Source organism: bacterium, from assembly GCA_014360495.1.
GTDB lineage: Bacteria > Armatimonadota > JACIXR01 > JACIXR01 > JACIXR01 > JACIXR01.
The window spans coordinates 164,960-186,684 of the sequence record JACIXR010000005.1 but is presented as its reverse complement, the minus strand read 5'-3'; the positions used below and the strand labels follow the sequence as shown (position 1 = coordinate 186,684).

Here is a 21,725-nt window from a genome sequence, read left to right as displayed (position 1 = left end):
AGGAACTATGAGTGAAAAAGTCGTCCTCTCCCTGTTAGGGCTAATCCTATTCGGGTTAGCTCTTCCAGCGGAGGCGCAGTTGACCCTTGCTAAAAACGGCAAGGCGTTGCTCCCGATAATCATCCAGCCGGGAGCTACGGTAACGGAACGATATGCCGGCGAGGAGCTCGCCTCACATCTGGAGAAAATCACCGGGGCAAAATTCGAGCTCAAGGAAATCACCCCAGGGGAAGTCCCAAAGGCGGGAATAATCATCGGTCCCGGAGAGCTAACGGATAAGCTCTTTCCAGAGGTAGTTGATTATCTGCAGAAGCCCAGCTCACCCTTCGGCGGAGAGCAGTTGACGATACGAACGAAGGGTAATTATCTTCTCCTCGCAGGCGGAAGACCGAGGGGAACTCTCTATGCGGTATACCGCTTCTTGAGCAAGCAATGTGGCGTTCGCTGGTGGACACCCTGGGCTACAACGATTCCCAAGAAGAGCACATTAACGATTCCCAATCTCTCCATTGAGGAAAAGCCAGCTTTTGAATATCGCGAGCCATTTTGGTATCCCGCTTTTGATGGGGATTGGGCAGCAAGGAACTATTACAACGGCAATTCCGCTCGCCTCACGGAGAAACACGGTGGAAAGATAATTTATAAGGGATTCGTTCACACCTTCTATGCTCTCGTTCCGCCGCAGGAGTATTTTGAAAAGCATCCTGAATGGTTCAGCCTAATAAACGGTAAACGTCAATGGCAGGGCGCTCAGCTCTGCTGCACTAATCCAGAGTTGCGAGATTTCATCACCGAAAGGGTGAGACAATGGCTCAAGGAATCCCCCGAGGCTAACATCGTCTCCATTTCGCAAAACGACTGGGTAGGCAACTGCCAGTGCGAGAATTGCCGAGCTTTAGACGAAAGGGAAGGAACCCCTGCTGCCTCCGTCTTAGATATGGTGAACGATATAGCTCAGAGATTGGAGAAGGAATTCCCTAATGTCGCCTTTGACACCCTTGCCTATTGGTATACGCGCAAGCCACCTAAGACGATAAAGCCTCGCCCCAATGTTATCGTTCGCCTCTGCTCAATAGAGTGCAACTTTGCCCAACCCCTTGAACACGAGAGCAACAAAGCTTTTGCCGACGACATCCGCGGCTGGTCTCAGCTGACAAGAAGGCTTTACATCTGGGATTATACAACCGATTTCGTAAACTATGCCCAGCCGCATCCAAATTGGTTCTCCCTTGGACCCAACCTCCGTTTCTTCCATAAGCACGGCGTTTTGGGAGTTTTTGAGCAGGGTGCCTACCAATCCCACGGAGCTGAGTTCGCGGAATTGAGAGCTTGGGTTTTAGCCCAGCTTCTTTGGGACCCTTACCAGGATGACAAGAAGCTGATAGACGAATTCCTAAAGGGATATTATGGCAAGGCAGCGCCTTACATAAGGCGGTATATGGAGCTAATGCATAACGCCGCCAAGGATTATTACCTCGGCTGTTTCACTCCCGCAAATGCTCCCTTCTTTAACTTTGAGACGCTCAGCAAGGCAGAGAAACTATGGCAGCAAGCTGAGAAAGCAGTTAAGGATGACCCTGAGATTTATTGGAGAGTGCGCCAGGCTCATATGCCCGTCTATTATGCTTTCCTCAACAATTGGGCTCGCTTGAGGGTTGAATGCGCCCGCGCGGGTGCGGAATGGCCCTTACCTCTCTCCCGCAAGGCTGTTGCTCAGGAGTGGCTTTCCGTGGTAACCGGCAAGGGACCCCAAGGTTGGTCTCCTATGACCCATGTGAATGAGGGAGGCTTGACGCCACAGAAATTCGTTGAATCCCTTGGAGAAGATGACCCCGAACTTGAGAAGCTTCCCAAGCGAATCCCCAAGGAAGCGCCCTTACCTTCAGATATTCCCGGAATAGACCCTAAGAAATGCATTGATGTGCAGGATGACAAGATGTCTATAGCGGAGGAAGGAAGATTGGGACGCCGCAGAGTTGACCCGAACTCCTCAGATTACCTCACAGTCTGGATGCCAGGCTGGCATCACGAATGGGCTTGTCAGGTATATTGGAAGAATCTGCCAGCAAAAGCCCAAAAGGGGCGTTGGAAGGTCTACGTGGTTATAAAAGTTGATAGGAAAGCGGGAGTTGACCCTGAGAAAGAAGCGATTTGGGCTGGCGTTTATCACACTGGGAAAAAGGTGGGGTTAGCGGAGGTAGTGATTCCGATAAAAGAGACAAGCGAAGGGTATCGTTCTTACTTAATAGGAACGGTTGAAGCTTCGCCGGAACAGTATATATGGATAGCGCCACCGGGAGCAGGGTTAGCGGGTCCAGTTAGGTTATCTCCTGGAGAGGGGAACATAGAGGGTTTATGGATAGATAGGATAGTATTGGTTCCAGCGGAATAAGGGGAATTAAACGAATTAATTGGGGGCTCCCCGTAGGGGAGCCCCCAATAAAAAGAAAGCATTTACCAAAAGAGAGAGCGAGGCGCTCTCTTTCAAGTGCTCTTATCCATCGGTAAATCACGCTTGTTTAGCTGGGGAAGCGGGAAAGGAATCTTTTGTCGTTTCAAGAAGCACAATTCTCAAGAAGACCTAAAAATCCAAGGAAATTCTATTTTAGATTTTATAGTCAACGCAATATGGATGTTTACTAAGGGCTCTCACTAAGGAGTCTCAAATGTTATGGAATTATACAGTATCTTGAAAAGAGAAGAAATTGCCGTTAAAATTATTGATGAAAAATGTTAAGATTTATAAAAGTCATTTTCAAGTTAGTCGGCTCTATTTTGCTTTTAAGCGTAGCAGGGCTAGTAGGGTATTTTCTCTACTGCTTCGCCAGCGTGCGAAATATCTCCCTTGAAGGGGCGGATACCTATACGCAGGTCCTCGCTGGGGCCACCCAAATTTTGGACCGGAACGGAGTCCTCTTAGCCGACCTCTCCGGGGAGATTAGGGAATATGTTCCATTAAAGGAAATTCCTCCTGCCCTTCAATTAGCCACAGTAGCAAGCGAGGACCGTCGCTTCTTCTCCCATAGCGGATTGGACCTCCGGGCAATCCTTCGTGCCCTTTATCAAGATATCAGAATGGGCAGAATAGTGGAGGGAGGTTCAACTATTACCCAGCAGGTAGCACGAAATCTTTTCCTTTCCCAAAAGAGAGCGTTATCAAGGAAAATGCAGGAGATGGCAATTGCCATCCGCTTAGAGCGCCACTATACAAAGGAAGAGATATTGGAGATGTATCTTAATAAAGTAAACTATGGAAGCGGTGCCTATGGCGTAGGGATGGCAGCAAAGATATATTTCGGGAAGCCCGTCAGCAAACTTACCCTTGCTGAATGCGCCCTTCTCGCCGCAATTCCACGCCGCCCCGCCGATTATTCTCCCTATAAGAATCCTCAGCTCGCTTTAAAAATGAGAAATAATGTTTTAGACAAAATGGAGAAATTAGGATTTATAACACGAGAAGAAGCGGAGAAGGCGAAGAGGGAGCCCTTGAAGCTCGCCTACAAAGAACCACCTTCGATAAGGAGATTCAAGGCTCCTTACTTCGTTTTTTGGATAATAGACCAGCTTTCAAAAAAGTATGGAGAGGACTTCGTGTATAAAGCTGGGCTGAAAATATATACAACTTTAGACATTCGCCTGCAGGAGATAGCGGAAGAGGCGGTAAGAAATGGGCTTGAAAGAGCGAAGAGTTTGAATGTTCATCAAGCCGCTCTTGTAGCTATAGATTATCGGACAGGAGATGTTTTAGCTATGGTGGGAGGCAAGAATTTCTGGGAGAGCCAGTTCAACAGGGCTGTGCAATCTAAATTACAGCCTGGTTCAGCATTCAAGATATTCGTCTATACCGCTGCTATAGATAAGGGATATAAGCCAGAAGATACAATAGAGGATTCCCCAGTTTCCTATAAAAATGCAAGCGGGGTATGGCGTCCTAAGAATTTTGACGGACGCTTCAGAGGAGTAGTGACGCTAAAAAAAGCCTTTGCCTACTCCATAAATATTCCCGCAATTAAATTGGCGGATAAAATCGGGATAAAGACCGTGATAGATTATGCATATAAGATGGGAATCACAACTCCCTTGCAACCTTATCTCTCCACTGCCATAGGTGCGTCTGGGGTGAGAGTTCTGGATATGGCGTCCGCAGTTGGAGTTATCGCTAATAACGGTGTTAGATGTCTTCCAAGAGGGATTTTAAAAATCTACACAATTAAAGGGGCTATATTGGAGGATAACCAACCTGTTTCCTTTCCCGTTTTATCTGAAGAGACAGCAAAGACGATGCAGATGATGTTAAGAGAGGTCGTTCTCCACGGAACCGGTACACGAGCGAGGGGCGTGCCAGGCGCAGCCGGGAAGACAGGGACCTCAGACGATTACAGGGCAGCTTGGTTCGTGGGCTTCACACCACAACTTGCCTGTGCTGTTTGGGTTGGCAACGATGATTACTCTCCCATGCCTAAGATAGTCGGCGGCTCCATCCCTTGCCAAATATGGGCTGACTTTATGAAGAAAGCAGGGAAAATATGGACTTGTGAGGAAGGAGAAACATACTCTAAGAATTTAGTTGAAATTCGCATTTGTGATAAGACAGGGAAGGTCGCAACAAAATATTGCCCATCCACCCATATACAGGAATTCGTCAAGGGATTTGAGCCAAAAGAGAAATGCGACCTTCACACGGGAGATTTGGTGGAAATAAATATCTGCCCCCAATCGGGAAAGATTGCAACTCAGTATTGCCCTTCTCCTAAGAAAATAAAAGTGCCCATTAACGAAATGCCCACAGAGACTTGCCCACTTCATACCTCTCCCCCCGGGGAAAAAGTTCAGCAAGATGAGAAGACCGACCAGCCTTCCCTGGGAAATCAATAGAGGGCGAATAAAAGCCCTCTTCTACTTCGCTTGTGCTCTTTTTCTCCTCCTCGCTTCCTATCTTTGGTATCTTCAAATATTTAAGGGAGAGGAACTGCGAAAGCTCTCCGAGAGCATAACGATAAAATTGGCGACAATCCCACCTCCACGAGGGCTAATTTTGGACCGTAATGGAAAAATAATAGCAACGAATGTGAGAAAATATCGGATTTTACTCATAGGGAAGGATGTAGATGCGAAATCCCTTAAAAAGCTCTCAGAGATACTTAATGTTCCCTATGCTATTTTGAGGGAAAGGATAGTTAAAAGGGCAATGTATGATGTCGTTGAGTTGGAAAGGGATATTCCCTTTGATAAGCTTGTCCGTCTTGTTGAGCAACTGCCTTACCTACCCAACATAATTATAGAAGAGGTAAACCAAAGATATTATCCTTACGGTTCACTTTGTGCTCATCTCGTAGGATATGTAGGTGAGATATCAAGGGAAGAATTGAACAAATGGAAAGAGAATGGATATCAGATGGGCGATATGGTGGGAAAGATGGGTATTGAGAGGCTTTGTGAAGCATCTTTAAAGGGCGAAAAGGGAGGTCAAAGGATGGAAGTGGATGTAAGGGGACAGGTTAAGAGGCTCTTGGAGAGAGTCGAGCCCAAGAGCGGTGAGGACATCCGCCTTACAATTGACATTGATATTCAAAAGGCAGCTGAGGAAGCTTTGAAAGGCAAGAGAGGAGCTGTGGTAGCAATGAATCCCCACACTGGAGAAATCCTTGCTCTTGCCAGCAGTCCTTCTTTTGACCCCAACTTATTTGCATCACCTGAAGGGAAGAAAAGAGAACGCCTCGCTTTATTTAAAGATAAGAGGCATCCTTTTTTAAATAGAGCTATAGCAGGTGTTTACCCGCCCGGTTCCATTTTCAAGCTCGTGACCGCAACTGCTGGATTAGAGGAAGGGAAGATATCTCCCTCAGCCGTGATTAACTGTTCGGGAGGGTTACAAGTAGGTAAGAGATTCTTCCGCTGCTGGCGAAGGCACGGAGGCGTGGATTTTATCTCCGCAATTGAGCAATCCTGCGATACATATTTTTATAGATTGGGCTTGCTTGTCGGACCAGAGAAACTTTCCGAATGGGCGAGAAAATTCGGCTTGGGGGCGAAGACAGGGATAATTCTTCCTGGGGAGGCTAGCGGTTTCATCGCCGATGAGGAATGGAAGAAGAAAACCTACGGAGAGATTTGGTATCCGGGCGACACGGCGAATATGGCCATTGGACAAGGTTTCACACAGCTGACACCTCTCCAAGCTTGCAGAATGGTTTCCGTTTTCGCCAACGGAGGATATCTTGTAAAGCCAATCATTATGTTGGGCGAGAAGGAGGAAAAGATGCCCATCGGGATATCAAAATCCACTTTAGAATTGATAAAGAAGGGGATGGAGGAAGCGGTAATGGGGAGTGCTGGCACGGCAAAGCTCGCAAGGGTTGAGGGAATCACCGTGGCTGGCAAAACGGGAAGCGCCGAAGACCCACCAAGGAAGAAGACACATGCTTGGTTCGTTTGTTTCGCTCCAGTGGAAAATCCTCGTATTGCCGTCAGCGTGTTGGTAGAAGAGGGTGGGAAAGGCGGTAGCGTTGCGGCACCGATAGCTAAAAAGGTTCTTGAGGCAGCGTTATTACACTCGGCTAATAATCATTGACCTTTGGGAAAACCAATAGAGCGTGGTGCCGAGGGGGGGAGTCGAACCCCCACGAGCGGCGAAGCCCACCTGATTTTGAGTCAGGCGCGTCTGCCAATTCCGCCACCTCGGCGGATATCATTTTTAAATTTTACCCCCTTTTTCATTTGAAGTCAAATAAGTGTTTAATTCCATAACATTTGGGACTCCTTTGGTTATTAAATTCATCTATATCCGTTGAGTCCAGCGGGTATACATCTAAGAAATATTCTTGATAGTTCTCTGGAATCGCTTCACATAGCCGCTCTCTTGCGGTCTCTTTGGATGAATGTAGAAGAGGATACCTTCAAGAGTTTCTTCATAAATTTCCTCGCGCTTCTGGTTGATAATCTCGGAAAAGAGTAAGAGAAACCAAATCTTGAGACAACATCTATACCGCTAATGAGAAACATTTTTACGCCATTGAGGGAAATCACGATTGAGTCAATTTGGACTAAATCTCCGAGGCATTTTGGGTTGTTTAATTCCATAACAAGGGACTCCTAAGGTCCAGTACGCATATGGATTGGGGATACGCTTAAAAATTTTTTAAATTATTTGACATTTCTTTATTCCTTGCTATTATATTTATTTGCTAATAGGGATACCCCTCTGGGGTATCCCTATAAATAATGCCTCAATAGGAGGTGATGCCTGTGAAGGAATTGTTAAAAAAATTCCAAGAATCCTTGGGTATAAACGAAAGACAATTGGAGAGACTGCTTTTCGCCTTTCTCTCCACAGACGATTTCTGGCAGGCAATACCTTTGAGTCAATTGCCGTTCAACCTTTTCGTCGAAGCCTGCAGGGAGCTGCACAAAGCAGGCATTATCTCCTTTGAGGAGGATAAGGTCCTGCTGACGGAAGAAGGGAAGTCTTATATTAAGCCAGAACTTTTTTCTTCCTTAGATTCTCGCTGCCCTTGCTGTTCTGGCACAGGAATTAGCCTTAAACCTTGGGAAAGTCTCCTTTTAGAGTACAAAGAAACTACCAAAGGACGCCCAGAACCCGTTTTGGAGTATGACCAGGGATATCTGACCCCGGAATCAACCATTTCCCGCGTCGCTTTTGCCGACTCAAAAGGAGATGTAAGAGGCAAAAGCATTATTATACTTGGAGACGATGACCTTTTAAGCATCGCATTTGGTTTAAGCAGATTGCCTAAAAGAATAGTAGTTTTGGAGTTGGATGATAGATTAGTAAATTTTATAGAAAAGGCTAACGAAGAAAAAGGGTTGGGGATTGAGGTTAGGAAACATGACCTTCGCCATCCTCTTCCCGATGACCTCCTTTCCCAGTTTGATACATTCTTCACCGACCCTGTGGAGACCCTACAGGGGTTAGAGGTATTCATTGGAAGGGGCATAGCTTCCCTTCGCGATTTAGGTTGTGCGGGGTATTTCGGACTCACTAAAACGGAGTCATCCCTGAAAAAGTGGCGAGATTTTCAAAGAGTGCTTGTGGAGAAATTCGGCGTTGCGATAACCGACATCCTGTCAGATTTCTCTTCCTATGAGAATTGGGATTATCTATTGGATAGCATTGTAAGGGATTTGCCACCACTTCAGCATAAGCCGAAAGTGCTTTGGTACAAGTCCTCTCTATACAGGATAGAGCTGGTGCCGGGCTATAAAAGCTTTAATGAAGAAGGCAAGGGTGAGCTATACGTTGATGAGGAATCAATCGCTTGGAGGAGGAGAAAATGTTGACTTCCTTGCCGAATCTTGCTGTTCTTGCCGCTGGAACGGGAGAGGGTGGCACTCCCCTAAATGCGCTTGACAACGCTCTTCTCAATGCCGGCATAGCGAACTGGAATCTCGTCCGCGTTTCAAGCATATTGCCACCTAAAGCTGAGATTAGCTATGAAGTGCCATCAATAAGGGAAGGCTCGCTTGTCCCCATCGTTTTAGCAGAGATTTTCAGCGAAAAAGAAGGAGAGGTCATCTCCGCTGCAGTTGCCATCGGGGTAGGGGAGGAGTTTGGAGTTATTATGGAACACTCGGAGAGAGGTGGAAAGGAAAAGGTTGAGGAGAAAGTTAAGAAAAAGGTAGAAGAGGCCTTTAAAATGAGAAATATGAGTTTAAAGGAGATACACATCATCTCCTCTGAACATAAAGTTGAAAAAATTGGCTGCGCCATCGCAGCCGCCATTCTTTGGTGGAGGTGATGGTGATGGAAATGAGAAGCGTTGGAAGACATCTTATCGTCGAGCTCTGGCAGTGCCAAGGGCTCGACGACCCCAAGATGTGCGAGGAAACGCTGAAGGAAGCCGTGAGGAGAGCGGGCGCCACTCTCATATCCCTTAAGGTGCATCGCTTCAACCCTCACGGACTCACAGGCATAGCGGTTATCGCGGAGTCCCATATCTCCATTCATACCTGGCCGGAGCTTAACTACGCAGCGGTTGACATATTTACCTGCGGAGATAATGTTGACCCTCTTCGCGCAGTCGAGCCTTTCATTGAATGGCTTAAACCCAAACATACCCAAATGATGGAGATACGCAGAGGTGTCATAAGCGATGGACGATGAATGGTTGGAGGAAAGGTTAAACAATTATAGTCAAGGGTATAGAATAAAGAGGCGCTTATATAAAGAGAAGTCTCCCTTCCAACTGGTGGAGGTTGTGGAGACCTGTGACTGGGGTGTAATGCTTGTTCTGGATGGGGCAGTGCAAACAACGGAAAAAGACGAGTTCATCTACCATGAAATGCTCACCCACCCAGCTCTGCTTCTCCATCCCGACCCCCGCAAAATCCTCATAATTGGCGGTGGAGACGGCGGCACCTTACGCCAATGTCTCAAACATCCCATTGAGGAAGCCTACTTAGTAGAGATTGACGATTATGTAGTGAATACTTGCAGAAAATTCCTCCCCTCAATCGGTGGGGAGGCCTTTGAAGATAAAAGAGCAAAGCTCCTTTTAGAGGATGGCTTTTCCTTCCTTGAAAAAAATGAGCAAAAATTTGATGTCATAATAGTGGATTCAACGGACCCAGTGGGAAAAGCTGAGAAGCTGTTCTCTCAAGAATTCTTCCAGCTTGCATATCAGGCGTTGGTGAACGACGGAATCTTCGTAACCCAAAGCGGCTCCTTATTCTATCAATCCCAACTCATAAGGGATGTCCATCAGAGGCTATCCTCCCTATTTCCCAAATTGGCATTGGTTTTCGTTCCCGTCCCCACATATCCCGGGGTCATTTGGACAGCCACTCTTGCCTCAAAGATTTATGACCCATTAGCAATTGAATCTGATGAGTGGAGGAAAAGAGCGAAAGCAAGGGGATTGAAGACGAGATATTGGAGCCCCGATTTTCAATTCTTCCCACCGAATTTCCCCCTTCTTAAAAGGATTTTAGAGGAGGGAAACGTCTTTGCTCCTCAAACCAGCTAAAAAACCTTTCCTATCCTCTAAAGAATGGGAGAAGGGCAAGGAGATAAATCAAGATTCCACTCTAATTTGCGGTATACCTTATGAGAAAACGGAGAGCTTCCGTGCTGGAGCTTCTTTAGCTCCAGACGCTATAAGGGATTTTTCCCATAGCTTGGAATCCTTCAGCATAATACTGGAGAAGGATTTGGAGGAAATACAGTTATTAGATATGGGGAATTTGGAGGTTACCGATTTAGAGCCATCGGATATGACAAATGAAGTTGAGAATTTTGTTGAATCTCATAACTGCAAGTTTCTCCTATTGTTAGGCGGGGAGCACACGATAACATTGGGAGCAATAAAAGGGTTGATAAAGCGTTTCCCCGACCTTCATTTCGTTTCCCTTGATTCCCACCCCGATTTTCGCCAATCATACGAAGGAAGAGAGTTATGCCACGCAACGGTTATGAAACGCATTGCCGATATAATCGGATTAGAGCGGATGGTCTTTCTCGGCTTGAGGACAGCCACTCCTCAGGAATGGAAAGAATTAAAGAAGGCGCTTCTTCTTTCTCCCTCACCCGCTCCCTTGCCATCTTACCTCAAAGGGAAACCTATATATTTATCAATTGATATAGATGTTCTTGACCCGAGCTGTGCTCCGGGGACAGGAAATCCTGAGCCTGGAGGCTGGAGCTTCAAAGAGCTTTTGGATTTCGTCCTCTCCTTAAGGGGATATAATATCGTTGGGATGGATATCGTTGAGGTATCCCCGCCTTTAGACCCCAGCGGTATAACCGCCGTCAGTTCTGCGAAAATAGCACGGGAAGCAATCCTCCTTTTCAGCTAATCAGATTCTCTGATAATTTCTCGCCCTTTTTGTAAAAAAGACCTACCTCCAAAAAGACAATTTCTTTTTATATCATTTTTCCCTTCAGAGAGACAAGAAGAAAGTCGCGTATAGACAAGTTAATAGATAGTATAAGAATTTGTAAAAAACTTAATAAAATTTATACAAAATTTCCTTTTCTCAATATATTTGCCTCCTTAGGTGGAAAATAAATCCTATCCATTGACAACACATGCAAATAAAAAATTGTTGCATGCTCTTGAGTTTTCTTTTAAATTTAGTTATATGAAGCAAATAATAGAAGGGAGGAAGTAGTTTTTATGGAGAGCAAGGAGCTTCTGAAAAGGTTATGCGATGCAGATGGACCCTCTGGTTTTGAGGACCCAGTTCGCTCCCTAATGCGGGAGCTGATGCAAGGTTATGTTGATAAGCTGGAGACGGATAATTTAGGCACCATCGTGGGGATTAAACGAGGGAAAAGCGATGAACCAAGAGTTATGCTGGCTGCACATATGGACGAAATCGGCTTCCTCGTTCGCTACATTACAAAGGAAGGATATATAAAATTCACACCACTTGGCGGTTGGATGGACCAAGTTCTCCTTGGGCAAAGGGTTTTGATAAAGACGAGAAACGGAGATGTTCTCGGCGTGATAGGGTGCAAACCTCCCCATTTAGCGACTCCAGAGGAGAGAAAGAAACTGGTTGAGAGGAAAGAGATGTTCATAGATGTGGGGGCGAAAAATCAGGAGGAGGTTGAAAGTTTAGGGATTAGAGTAGGGGACCCCATAGTTCCCTACGGTCCCTTTGAGGAATTGGCAGGAGGGAAAGCATATCTTGGGAAGGGAATGGATGATAGGGTGGGCTGTGCTCTTTTGGTGAAAATTTTGGAGGAAATAGGAGAGGACCATCCGAACACTCTCTTCGCAGCCGCAACTGTTCAGGAAGAAGTAGGTCTAAGGGGCGCGCAGACCTCTGCCTATCTCGTCAAACCAGATGTCGCCATCGTTTTAGAGGTTGCCATAGCGGGGGATATCCCAGGGGTGAGCCCCGAAGACGCTCAGGCTAAGCTCGGTGGCGGTCCGGTGATATGCCTCTTGGATACATCTCTCATCCCTAATCTGCGCCTACGAGACATATTTATGGATACCGCCAAAGAAATGGGTATGAGCTACCAAGTGGAGATAATGGAAGGAGGAGCAACGGACGCTGGGAGAATCCATCTTCATGCCCAGGGAGTTCCGAGCATAGTTATAGGCGTAGCCACAAGACATATCCACTCTCCCATAAGCATTATGAGTGCTGAGGATTTTGAAAACACGAAAAATCTCCTTCTCGCCGTTTTGAAAAAGCTGGACTCTCAAACGGTTGCCTCTCTTCGCCCTTCGGCTTGATTTACGGGAAAAATAAGCTAAAATTTTTGTTGACTATCTATTTGTTTCGGACTATCCTTTTTTAAAAATTTACTTGATAAGGAGGTAGAAATTGCGGAAGGGCTTATTCTTGGCTGTCGTTGTTATTGAAGTCCTTATAGGAAGTTCTCTTGTCATCTTCAAATTCAAGAGCAAAGCGGAAAGCCCCAACCCTCCTGCTATCGCTTCCCAAACAGTCAAGCAGAACCCTGTGAGAGAGGTAGTTTATGAAGTTAAGGAGGGAGATTCCCTCTGGAGCATATCGCGAAAGTTCGGCGTGTCAATTGAGGAAATTGCCAAGTTTAACAACATAAAGATAGAGAAAACGCTTCAAATAGGGGAAAAGCTGCGTATCCCCCAAAAGGAAGGAAGCAATACGAACGCGATAACAACAAATGGCGAACAAAAGGTGAAGAGCTTAGCGGGAACGGGTGTTTATGAAATAAAGGAAGGGGATTCCCTTTGGACTATTGGCAAAAAATTCGGTGTCTCGCCGGAGGAGATAGCAAGGGCTAACGGGATAAGCCTAAATAAAACATTAAAAATCGGTGAGAAATTGATTATCCCCAAAGCTGGAATGAAGGTAGCTAAAGAGAAAACATCTGTTAAGGTCTCTTCAAGCCCTCGCACCTCATCCGCTTCTCGTGAGGGAGGGATTATTTATCAAGTAAGGGCAGGCGATTCCCTCTGGACCATAGGGAAAAGATTTGGCGTTTCGCCTGAAAAGATAGCGAGCGCAAATGGGATAAGCTTGAACAAAACCCTCCAAATTGGAGACAAGCTCGTCATCCCTTCACAGGGGAGAAAGCAGGTCGCTCGTTCTCAATCGTCAACCGCGAAGAAAACTCTCACAGCAAAGGGAACGAAGACATCTTCAAATAAGGGAAATGGGGCGCCGGGAGTGGTTGGGACGGCGCTTGCCTATCAAGGGACAAGGTACTCCTATGGAGGTTTTTCATCTCGTGGTTTTGACTGCTCTGGATTCGTGAAATATGTTTATCAGAAGCATGGCTTGAATCTGCCACATAATGCTGCCGCTCAATATAGATACGGCAAACCCGTAAGCAAGAGCGAGCTTCAGCCTGGCGACCTCGTTTTCTTCCGCACGGGAAGAAGCAAGAGAATAAACCATGTTGGGATATATATTGGGAATGGTAAATTCATTCACGCCTCCTCGGCGAGAGGCAGGGTAAGAATTGATAGCCTTAACGAGGGTTATTACAAATCCCGCTATGTAGGGGCGAGAAGACTTAAGTAGAGCTTTAAAGCTCTTTGAGTTCAAATTTCTCCATATCATTGTCAACACTTTCTCTTTTCCATTGCGATGGCTTCCGTAGGAAGCCCGTGGCAATCTCCTCCCATGAGGGCGACCTTTTTGTCATTGCCAGCCCGCCTAAGGCGTGCATGGCAATATTGTTTTTAAGACTATGGAATTATACAAAAACTTTACAATCATATTCTTTCCCTTTATAATTTCTTTTTACTATCCCATTCAAGGAGGCGAGTGCATTGGAGGAAATCCTCAAGCTTCTGGAGCAGGATGCTCGTCTTTCCCCTGAAGAAATCGCTGCCCTCACGGGAAAGGATGCTGAAGAAGTAAAAAGGATAATCAAAGAGTGCGAGGAGAAAAAGATTATCCGCCGCTATAAGGCGATTATAGATTGGGAAAAAGCGGGAAAGGAGAGAGTCTTCGCCTTCATTGATATAAAGGTCATTCCCAGCAGGGGTGTGGGATTTGATGAAATAGCGAAAAGGATATATCGCTTTCCCGAAGTCCACTCCGTCTACCTCGTCTCTGGTAGAAGCGATTTGAAGATAGTGGTTGAGGGGAAAGATTTAAAGGAAGTGGCTCTCTTCGTCGCGAACAAGCTCGCAACCATTGAGGGCGTCACCTCAACTGAGACCCATTTTCTCCTCAAAAAATATAAAGACGACAGGGAGATATTCGTTGAGGAGAAACCAAATAAGAGATTAGCTGTCTCGCCATGAAGATATCCAAAATCATAAAAGCGATTCCTCCCTCCGGCATAAGGAAATTCTTTGACCTCGCCTCCCACATGGAGGATATCATCTCCCTCGGCGTGGGCGAACCTGATTTCCCCACTCCCTGGCATATCCGAGAAGCAGGAATTTATGCTTTGGAAAACGGAAACACAACTTACACCTCCAATTGGGGAATCCTGGAGCTGAGGGAAGCGATAAGCGAACATCTCTACAAGCTTTACAAAATCCTCTATGACCCCGAAGGCGAGATTTTAATCACCACTGGCTCAAGCGAGGCATTGGACCTCGCCATCAGAGCCATTATAGAGCCAGGGGATGAGGTAATTATCCATCAACCTTCCTATGTCTCCTATCTTCCCTGCGTTATCCTCGCAGGTGGTGTTCCGAAAATCCTTCCCACTTATCCCCAGGAGGAATTCAAAATCAATCCCCAAAGATTGAAGGAAATGATAACAAATCGCACAAAAGCCATCATCTTGAACTACCCCAACAACCCTACAGGAGCGATAATGGATAGAGATACCCTCTTGGAAATAGCGGAGATTGTGGATAAATATGACCTCATCGTGATATCCGATGAGATATATGACCGTCTTGTCTATGATGGGAAATTCACCAGCTTCGCCTCCCTTCCGAATATGAAAGAGAGGACGATTCTTATAAATGGCTTTTCAAAAGCTTATGCAATGACCGGCTGGCGTTTGGGATATGCGGCAGGAAACAGGGAGATTGTTGAGGCGATGATGAAAATCCATCAATACACAATGCTCTGCGCCCCCACAGTCGCCCAATTCGCCGCTCTTGAGGCTTTGAAGTTGGAGGAAGAAGTGGAGAAGATGAGGGATTCCTATAATCAAAGAAGGCGCTTCTTCTACCATGGTCTGAAGGAGATAGGTTTTGATGTGGTGGAGCCGAAGGGCGCCTTTTATATATTTCCTTCAGTCAAGAAATTCGGTCTATCCTGTGAGGAGTTCGCCGAACGGCTCCTGCGGGAGAAAAGGGTAGTGGTCATCCCGGGCTCGGTTTTCGGGGAATGTGGGGAAGGCTTCATAAGATGTACTTATGCCTCCTCCCTCTCCGATTTGAAGGAAGCATTGAGAAGGATGGGCGAATTCGTCTCTTCATTAACCCCATCCCCAGTTCTTAAAGAACATGGAAGTAATACTTAGGGAAAGCAGTTCTATTTTAAATCAAAGCTCGGGAGGAAGTTTCTTCACCCTAAATCCTTATGTAGGTTGCTTTCACAACTGCGTTTACTGCTATTCCGTCTACATCTCCCGCTGGAGGCATAGGAAAATTGAGGAATGGGGGAATTGGGTCGAGGTAAAGCTGAACGCCCCCCAAGTATTGAGAAAGGAAATCAGAAAATATAAAACCGGGGATATCTTCATATCAACTGTTTGCGATGCCTACCAGCCAATTGAGGAACTCTATCAAATAACAAGGGGCTGTCTACAAATCATAGCTGAGAGCGATTTCTCCCTCTTTCTCCTCACCAAATCGGAAAAGATTTTGCGTGATATAGATATCTTGGAGAAAATCCCCAAGCTCAAGGTCAGCTTCTCCATTACCGCCTTCAATGACGAGATAGCGAGGATATTTGAGCCTCGCTCCTCTCCTCCCTCACACCGACTGCGAGCTGGCTTGAAATTGAAAGAGAGGGGAATAGAGACGGGAATCCTTATCAATCCGATTCTCCCTTATTTCACCGAGCGAGAGCTTGAATCTATGGTGGATGAGGCTGAAAGGCTCGGATTTGATTTCGTAGGCTTTGATACACTCCATTATATTGATAGCTTCGTGGGAGGGAGGATAAAGGAGATATATCGGAAATTCGGCAAGGAGGCAATGGAGAGATTAAATTACGCCAAGGGAATCGGGTATGAGAGCGAGTTAAGGGAGAGGATAAGGGAGATTATGAAGGGCAAAAGGATTAGATGCGATATTAGCTTCTAAAGGAGGATGAGAGATATGAGGTTTATGAATATTGACGATGCCAGCTGGGTTACAGATTTCCTCAATAAGAAGCTCTATTTAGACAGCTTCACTTATGAGCAAGTGAGGATGAGGGTTTTTGAGGACCCTGCTTATACTCCTTCCCTGAACATCGTAGAGGATGGGAAGGCAGTCATCTTGGGAGCTAAGCGAGGTGAGACTGCTTACATAAAGGCGATAGCTTGCGAGGAGGGGTATGGAAGCATAATTTTGAGGGAATGGGAAAAACACGCCCAAGTAATGGGAGCCAAGGAGGCGCAGGTTGGAGGCGGGCTTTGGTATTTCTTCCCCGGCTTGGACCCACGCTATACCCAGGCATTCTGCTTCTTCCAGAAGAAAGGCTATAGAAAGGTGGGTGAAGCGGTTGATATGTTCCTTGATTTAGAGGATTTCCAACACAATGACCAAGATATTCCGGGCGTGGTTATTAGGAGGTTGGAGGAAAAAGATAAAGAGGAGCTGAGGAAATTTATGCTCGCCAACTTCTCCATCAATTGGCTGGAGGAAACGATGGCTGCCTACAAGAACAATCCCATCTCCTGCCACATAGGGGAGATAGATGGGAAAATCGTCGCCTTCGCCGCCTATGAGGTTACAAATCCAGGCTTTTTCGGACCAACGGGAACCAGAGAGGATATGAGAAGGAGGGGAATCGGTAGCGAGCTGTTGAGGAGAAGCTTGAGGGATTTGAAGGAGTTGGGATATAAGAGGGCAATAATCCCTTGGGTTGGACCGATTTGCTTTTATTGGAAGGCTGTGGGTGCTCAAATCCTGCGTGTTTATTGGACTCTCAAAAAGGAACTTCCGCCCTCGGCGGAGGAAATTGAAAGAGAGAGGGAAACGCAAAAAGCAATCAGCGATATGCAGAGGACTATCAATTTAATAGTTAGTTAAAAAGGAGGTTGATTTTTATCTATGAAGGTAAAGAGAGCACTTGTGAGCGTTTATGATAAGACGGGAATACTTGAATTCGTCTCCTCTCTCCTGAGTATGGGAGTAGAGGTAATTTGCACGGAGGGGACAGCCGCTTATCTGAAACAGCAGGGGCTGACAGTTAAGGAAGTGGGGGAACTCACTGGCTTCCCATCCCTTCTTTTCGGCAGAGTTAAGACCCTCCATCCCAACATCTTCGCTCCTATCCTGGCGAAGAGGGAGGAAGAAAGCTTGAATGAGTTGAGGGAGATGAATCTTGAGCCCATAGACCTCGTCTGCGTCAATCTTTACCCATTTGAGGAAATAATAAAGAAAGCCCCTTCTTTAGATGAGGCTTTGGAGATGATTGATATAGGAGGGGTTGCCCTATTGAGAGCGGGAGGTAAGAATTTTCCTTTCGTTGCTGTCATCTGCGACCCTGCTGATTATCCCTTGGTGCTTGAGGAATTGAAGCAAAATGCCCTTTCCCTTTCCGAGGAAACCCTACGCAATCTCGCCATAAAAGCCTTTCGTAGAACTGCCCTTTATGATTTGAGCATATGGCAATACCTATCCCAATTTGAGGAAGAGGCTTTCCCTCCCATCTACCAGCTTCCGGTTGAGAGAGTTCAAAATCTTCGTTATGGAGAGAATCCCCATCAGAGCTCCGCTTTCTATCGCTTCCTTCCACCCTTCTCCCTTGGCGGACTTCGCCAGCTTGGAGGAAAGGAGCTCTCTTTCAATAATATCCTTGATATTGATGGGGCAATGAGGCTGGCGGAGGAATTTGAGGAGCCCTGCGCCGTCGTCGTTAAACACACAAGCCCCTGTGGAGTGAGCATTGATGAGGATATACTTCAAGCATATATAAAGGCGAGGGAGGCGGATGCAGAATCGGCCTTCGGGGGAGTTGTAGCGGTGAATAGGGAAGTGGATGAGAGATTGGCGGAGGAAATAGCCTCAACATTTATTGAAGTTGTCGTTGCTCCTTCCTTCACGGATAAAGCGATTGAGATTTTGAAGCAAAGGAGAAGGAATCTTCGCCTGGTGAGGGTAGAGATGGGAAAGAGGAATTGGTGGGATATAAGAGGAGTGAAAGGAGGCATTCTTTTACAGGAAGGGGATGAATTGACATATAAGCCAGAGGAGCTGAGGGTAGTGACGGAGAAGGAGCCGACGGCGGAGGAGATGGAGGATTTATTGTTTGCCTTCATAGTTTGCAAATATGTGAAGTCAAATGCGATAGTTGTTGCGAAGGGGAAGACAACGCTTGGGATAGGGGGAGGACAGCCGAGCAGGGTAAGGTCGGCGAGGATAGCGCTTGAGATGGCAGGGGAAAGGTCGAGAGGAGCTGTTCTGGCTTCAGATGGCTTTTTCCCTTTTCCCGATTCCGTGGAATTGGCGGGAAGGTATGGGATAAGGGCGATAATTCAGCCGGGAGGTTCAGTGAGGGATGGGGAAGTGATTGCGAAGGCAAACGAGCTCGGCATAGCGATGGTCTTCACATCCATACGGCATTTCAGGCATTAGGATGGAATTTTGCCATTGCGAGGAGCGAAGCTCTTTTTGTCATTGTGAGGGCTCCCGACGGGAGACCGTAGCAATCTTTCTTTAGAGGTCTTTTAAAAACATTGACAAATATTTTCTTTTGCTTTAAAAATTAAAAAATTATATTGACGGAACTTGAAAGCGATGTATAATAATATATATGGAACAAAAAATGGCTTTTCGTAGTCTAAATTCCAAAAAGAAAGGAGGTGGATAGAAATGACGAAGAGAAACAGGAAAGGCTTCACACTGGTGGAGATGATGATAGTCGTGCTCATCATCGGCATTCTCATCGCCATCGCCCTCCCCAACTTCCTGAGGGCAAGAGAGAATGCCAGGCTGAGAGCTTGCGTAGCGAATATGAAGCAGATACAGTCAGCGATAGAGCAATGGGGCATGGAGACAAAGGCTTCCGGCGATACAGCGGTCCCAACCGACCTCAATGCATACAATAACTGGCTCAAAACAATCCCTACATGCCCGAGCGGTGGAATATACACCATTACTGGTACTCTTAACACCTACACCATTACATGCAATGTCCATGGAGAGCTGACCGCTGCTATGAACAGCCTCTAACCACCAGCGTCTGAAGGAGGGTGGGGTTCCCCTTGGGGGGGAGCCCCACCTCCCCATATTGAAGGGAAATGATGAAAATGAATATCAAGGGATTCACATTAATTGAAGCCGTCGTTGCTATGTTATTGGCGGCTCTATTAGTTCTTATATTTTCTGCCGCTTTTCCAAGTGGGCAGGCAATCATCCAAAAAGGTGAATTAGTTAGCATAGCGACCGATATAGCACAAGGGAAAATGGAGGAATTGAGAAAGGCAGGCTATAATTCCTTGACCTTTGGCACACAGACATTCCAAGTGAGCCAATTGCCGAATGGGCAGGGAGAAATAATCATATCCCCTTATCCAACCCCCACATCCCCCAATTTAGCAAAGGTAGATATAGTTATAAGCTGGCAAGGAACGGAAAGGACAAGTGGAAATGTTAAAATATCGTCCCTCATTTCTTTATACTACTAAGAGAAAAGGGCTAACCATTATTGAGGCGCTCGTCGTCTCCCTCATCATAGTCCTCGTAATTCTCTCCGCATGGAGCCTCTATCTCCTCGCATTGCGAGGCAGGGAATGGGGAGAGAAAAAAGCAGGCGCTGAGAGGAAAGCGAGATTGGCGATGGAATGGATTTTGCGAGATATAAGAACGGCGATGGATATAGAGCTTCCTCAAGAAGGAGATTCTTCCATTACACTTTATCTGCCGATGATGGATTCCAACGGCAACATCCTTCTCCCAACGGTTAGAGACCCAGAGCCCGTTATTTATTATCTATCAAACGATGGAAAAATCATCCGCCAGAAGGGGACGGAAACGAGAACGATTACCGATGGGATAGATTCTCTCTCCTTTTATTTGGAGGGAAATTTGGACAGAGTGAAAGTGGAAATCTCAGCGAGAGAAGGTGAACAGGTATGCTCATTGGAAGCAAAGGCTTGGGCGAGAAATTGAGGAACAGGAAAGGGGTGGCTTTTATAACTGTGCTAATTCTCATATTGCTGCTCGCTATCGTTAGCGTATTCTTTTTGAGCTTCGCTGTTCAGGCTCTCCATTCCTCCACAAGAACTTCCCAAATGACGGTTGCCCTCCAGCTCGCAGATGCCGGAGTGAGCAAGTGCCTTTGGGCTTTAGCAAACAACTATAATGGATCAGCTCAAACTCTCCGCTCCACTGGGCAATACTCCGAAGACCCCTCAGCCGACCCAAGCGATAGGTTTGATATCGGCTATTTCAAGTTCACGGTTAACATCCTCAATCCCTCTGAGCCTGAACCCGGTCCCTATTATGCGGAAGTTATCTCCGAGGGTTTTTCCACTACAGGAGAGAAAAGGACCGTTAGGGCGTTAATCCGGCTTTCTTGGAGCCTTCAACGCTCAAGAATCTTTGATTTCGCTATATTTAGCAATAGGGACATTGAATTAGTCGGAAGCAGCTGGGTAAAGGGAGAGATGGGGGGAAACGGAGACATTCTCTTTACCGGGACGGCGGATGTTTACACCCTAACTATATCTTTGAAGACAGTCAATCCCATTCCCTCTAATGCTGAATGGGTGACGGTGCAAGGGCTTCAGGTTCCCAAATACATAGACTACGATGGAAACGGCGTAGTTGAAACACCCTACGCAATAGATACCAATCTTGATGGCGTAGTAGATGATGTGGTTAAGGACCAAAATGGCGTTCCTTTACTCTATGATAGCGATGGGGATGAAAGGGTTGACAGCGTGCAAAGCTCGGGTCCTTTTATATATTATGTTGATACAAATGGGGATAATATTGCTGATTCGCCCTCGGGAAATGTCTCCGCGGGAGGGAATGTAACTTATGGTGGAGACAATCAAATAGATGGCAAGGTTTTGGAGAACCAACCAAAGATACCTCTTCCTGATATAGATTTAAATTATTATCGCTCCATCGCAACCCAATATTATCCCGGTGATAAAACCTTTTCAGGGAATTTCACGATAAATGGGGTAATTTTCGTTGAGGGAAAAGCGAGCGTATCGGGAACAGTGAGTGGGCAGGGGTTGATAGTTGCTGTGGAAGGAATATCTGTAACAGGGGATGTAGTATATCAATCGGGAGATGATTTCTTAGCATTAATAACCCCGGGACAACTGAAAGTGGCAGGGAATGTTAGGATTGATGGCCTGCTATACTCCCACAATGTTGAGTTGCCGACAGAGGTTGACCTTTTAGGTAATGTGCAGATAAACGGAGCAGTGATAGGAGACGAAATAATAACGAAGGGGAATGTGCAAATAACTTATGACCCCCGCATAAGGGAGATTAATCTTCCACTTCCCGGCGAGACGATAGCCCATCCCATCTACTTCCTTGCATGGCAGGAAAAATGAAAGGTTACATAGACGAAAGGAAGCCCGTGGCAATCACCTCCACTGTCATTGCGAGGGCCCCTACAAGGAGCCCGTGGCAATCTCTTTTTAAGAACACGGAAAGGAGATTACTTCGCTT

Annotated in this window: 20 protein-coding genes and 1 tRNA gene; 19 read left to right on the top strand and 2 right to left on the bottom strand. The window is 46.3% G+C overall.

The features are described 5' to 3' along the window. The first annotated feature begins 7 nt into the window (after positions 1-7). From H5T88_05955 to mrdA, 3 genes are all read left to right on the top strand, one after another. Positions 8-2,392 carry a DUF4838 domain-containing protein gene (locus H5T88_05955; protein MBC7329887.1) on the top strand — a complete coding sequence of 795 codons (2,385 nt, stop codon included), beginning with the start codon at positions 8-10 and terminating at the stop codon, positions 2,390-2,392. Positions 2,393-2,730: 338 nt separating this feature from the next. Continuing rightward, positions 2,731-4,875: a penicillin-binding protein 1A gene (locus tag H5T88_05950; protein ID MBC7329886.1), complete on the top strand. Its 2,145-nt coding sequence runs from the start codon at positions 2,731-2,733 to the stop codon at positions 4,873-4,875. Continuing rightward, positions 4,838-6,571, top strand: a complete 1,734-nt coding sequence (gene mrdA, locus H5T88_05945; protein ID MBC7329885.1) for a penicillin-binding protein 2 — start codon at positions 4,838-4,840, stop codon at positions 6,569-6,571. Before H5T88_05950 ends, mrdA begins: the two co-directional genes overlap by 38 nt. Before the next feature lie 23 nt (positions 6,572-6,594). Here the strand turns inward: mrdA and H5T88_05940 are convergent. Then, positions 6,595-6,683: transfer RNA gene (locus tag H5T88_05940), tRNA-Leu, on the bottom strand. A 160-nt stretch (positions 6,684-6,843) separates the two neighbouring features. Beyond that, positions 6,844-7,080 (bottom strand): hypothetical protein, encoded by a 237-nt coding sequence (locus H5T88_05935; GenBank protein MBC7329884.1) that lies wholly within the window; start codon positions 7,078-7,080, stop codon positions 6,844-6,846. A 165-nt stretch (positions 7,081-7,245) separates the two neighbouring features. On the opposite strand from H5T88_05935, the gene H5T88_05930 reads away from it, so the two are divergent. From H5T88_05930 to H5T88_05855, 16 genes are all read left to right on the top strand, one after another. Then, positions 7,246-8,298, top strand: a complete 1,053-nt coding sequence (locus H5T88_05930) for a bis-aminopropyl spermidine synthase family protein (protein MBC7329883.1) — start codon at positions 7,246-7,248, stop codon at positions 8,296-8,298. Further along, entirely contained in the window at positions 8,292-8,756 is a 465-nt protein-coding gene (locus tag H5T88_05925) for an arginine decarboxylase, pyruvoyl-dependent (protein ID MBC7329882.1), read from the top strand. Before H5T88_05930 ends, H5T88_05925 begins: the two co-directional genes overlap by 7 nt. 11 nt (positions 8,757-8,767) lie before the next feature. Then, positions 8,768-9,121: an adenosylmethionine decarboxylase gene (gene speD / locus H5T88_05920; GenBank protein MBC7329881.1), complete on the top strand. Its 354-nt coding sequence runs from the start codon at positions 8,768-8,770 to the stop codon at positions 9,119-9,121. Then, positions 9,111-9,983, top strand: a complete 873-nt coding sequence (gene speE / locus H5T88_05915; GenBank protein MBC7329880.1) for a polyamine aminopropyltransferase — start codon at positions 9,111-9,113, stop codon at positions 9,981-9,983. The genes speD and speE overlap by 11 nt, the downstream gene beginning before the upstream one ends. Further along, complete coding sequence (gene speB, locus H5T88_05910) at positions 9,964-10,812, top strand: agmatinase (GenBank protein ID MBC7329879.1); 849 nt, start codon at positions 9,964-9,966, stop codon at positions 10,810-10,812. Before speE ends, speB begins: the two co-directional genes overlap by 20 nt. 320 nt (positions 10,813-11,132) lie before the next feature. Continuing rightward, positions 11,133-12,206: a M42 family metallopeptidase gene (locus H5T88_05905; GenBank protein MBC7329878.1), complete on the top strand. Its 1,074-nt coding sequence runs from the start codon at positions 11,133-11,135 to the stop codon at positions 12,204-12,206. A 91-nt stretch (positions 12,207-12,297) separates the two neighbouring features. Then, positions 12,298-13,482, top strand: a complete 1,185-nt coding sequence (locus H5T88_05900; GenBank protein MBC7329877.1) for a LysM peptidoglycan-binding domain-containing protein — start codon at positions 12,298-12,300, stop codon at positions 13,480-13,482. Positions 13,483-13,733: 251 nt separating this feature from the next. Continuing rightward, complete coding sequence (locus H5T88_05895; protein ID MBC7329876.1) at positions 13,734-14,213, top strand: Lrp/AsnC family transcriptional regulator; 480 nt, start codon at positions 13,734-13,736, stop codon at positions 14,211-14,213. Beyond that, the gene (locus H5T88_05890; protein MBC7329875.1) at positions 14,210-15,397 is read left to right on the top strand and encodes an aminotransferase class I/II-fold pyridoxal phosphate-dependent enzyme; all 1,188 of its coding nucleotides are present in this window, start codon (positions 14,210-14,212) and stop codon (positions 15,395-15,397) included. Before H5T88_05895 ends, H5T88_05890 begins: the two co-directional genes overlap by 4 nt. Beyond that, positions 15,381-16,184, top strand: coding sequence for a radical SAM protein (locus tag H5T88_05885; protein ID MBC7329874.1), 804 nt, complete (start codon positions 15,381-15,383; stop codon positions 16,182-16,184). Before H5T88_05890 ends, H5T88_05885 begins: the two co-directional genes overlap by 17 nt. A gap of 15 nt (positions 16,185-16,199) precedes the next feature. Beyond that, on the top strand, positions 16,200-17,117 hold the full coding sequence (locus tag H5T88_05880) for a GNAT family N-acetyltransferase (GenBank protein ID MBC7329873.1): 918 nt from the start codon (positions 16,200-16,202) through the stop codon (positions 17,115-17,117). Positions 17,118-17,138: 21 nt separating this feature from the next. Continuing rightward, positions 17,139-18,665, top strand: a complete 1,527-nt coding sequence (purH, locus tag H5T88_05875) for a bifunctional phosphoribosylaminoimidazolecarboxamide formyltransferase/IMP cyclohydrolase (protein ID MBC7329872.1) — start codon at positions 17,139-17,141, stop codon at positions 18,663-18,665. A gap of 237 nt (positions 18,666-18,902) precedes the next feature. Further along, a complete protein-coding gene (locus tag H5T88_05870) occupies positions 18,903-19,262 on the top strand; it encodes a prepilin-type N-terminal cleavage/methylation domain-containing protein (GenBank protein MBC7329871.1) in 360 nt (119 codons plus the stop codon). 71 nt (positions 19,263-19,333) lie between these two features. Then, on the top strand, positions 19,334-19,717 hold the full coding sequence (locus tag H5T88_05865; GenBank protein ID MBC7329870.1) for a prepilin-type N-terminal cleavage/methylation domain-containing protein: 384 nt from the start codon (positions 19,334-19,336) through the stop codon (positions 19,715-19,717). Further along, positions 19,680-20,201 (top strand): hypothetical protein, encoded by a 522-nt coding sequence (locus H5T88_05860; GenBank protein MBC7329869.1) that lies wholly within the window; start codon positions 19,680-19,682, stop codon positions 20,199-20,201. Before H5T88_05865 ends, H5T88_05860 begins: the two co-directional genes overlap by 38 nt. Further along, entirely contained in the window at positions 20,165-21,607 is a 1,443-nt protein-coding gene (locus tag H5T88_05855) for a hypothetical protein (GenBank protein MBC7329868.1), read from the top strand. Before H5T88_05860 ends, H5T88_05855 begins: the two co-directional genes overlap by 37 nt. Positions 21,608-21,725: the final 118 nt, after the last annotated feature.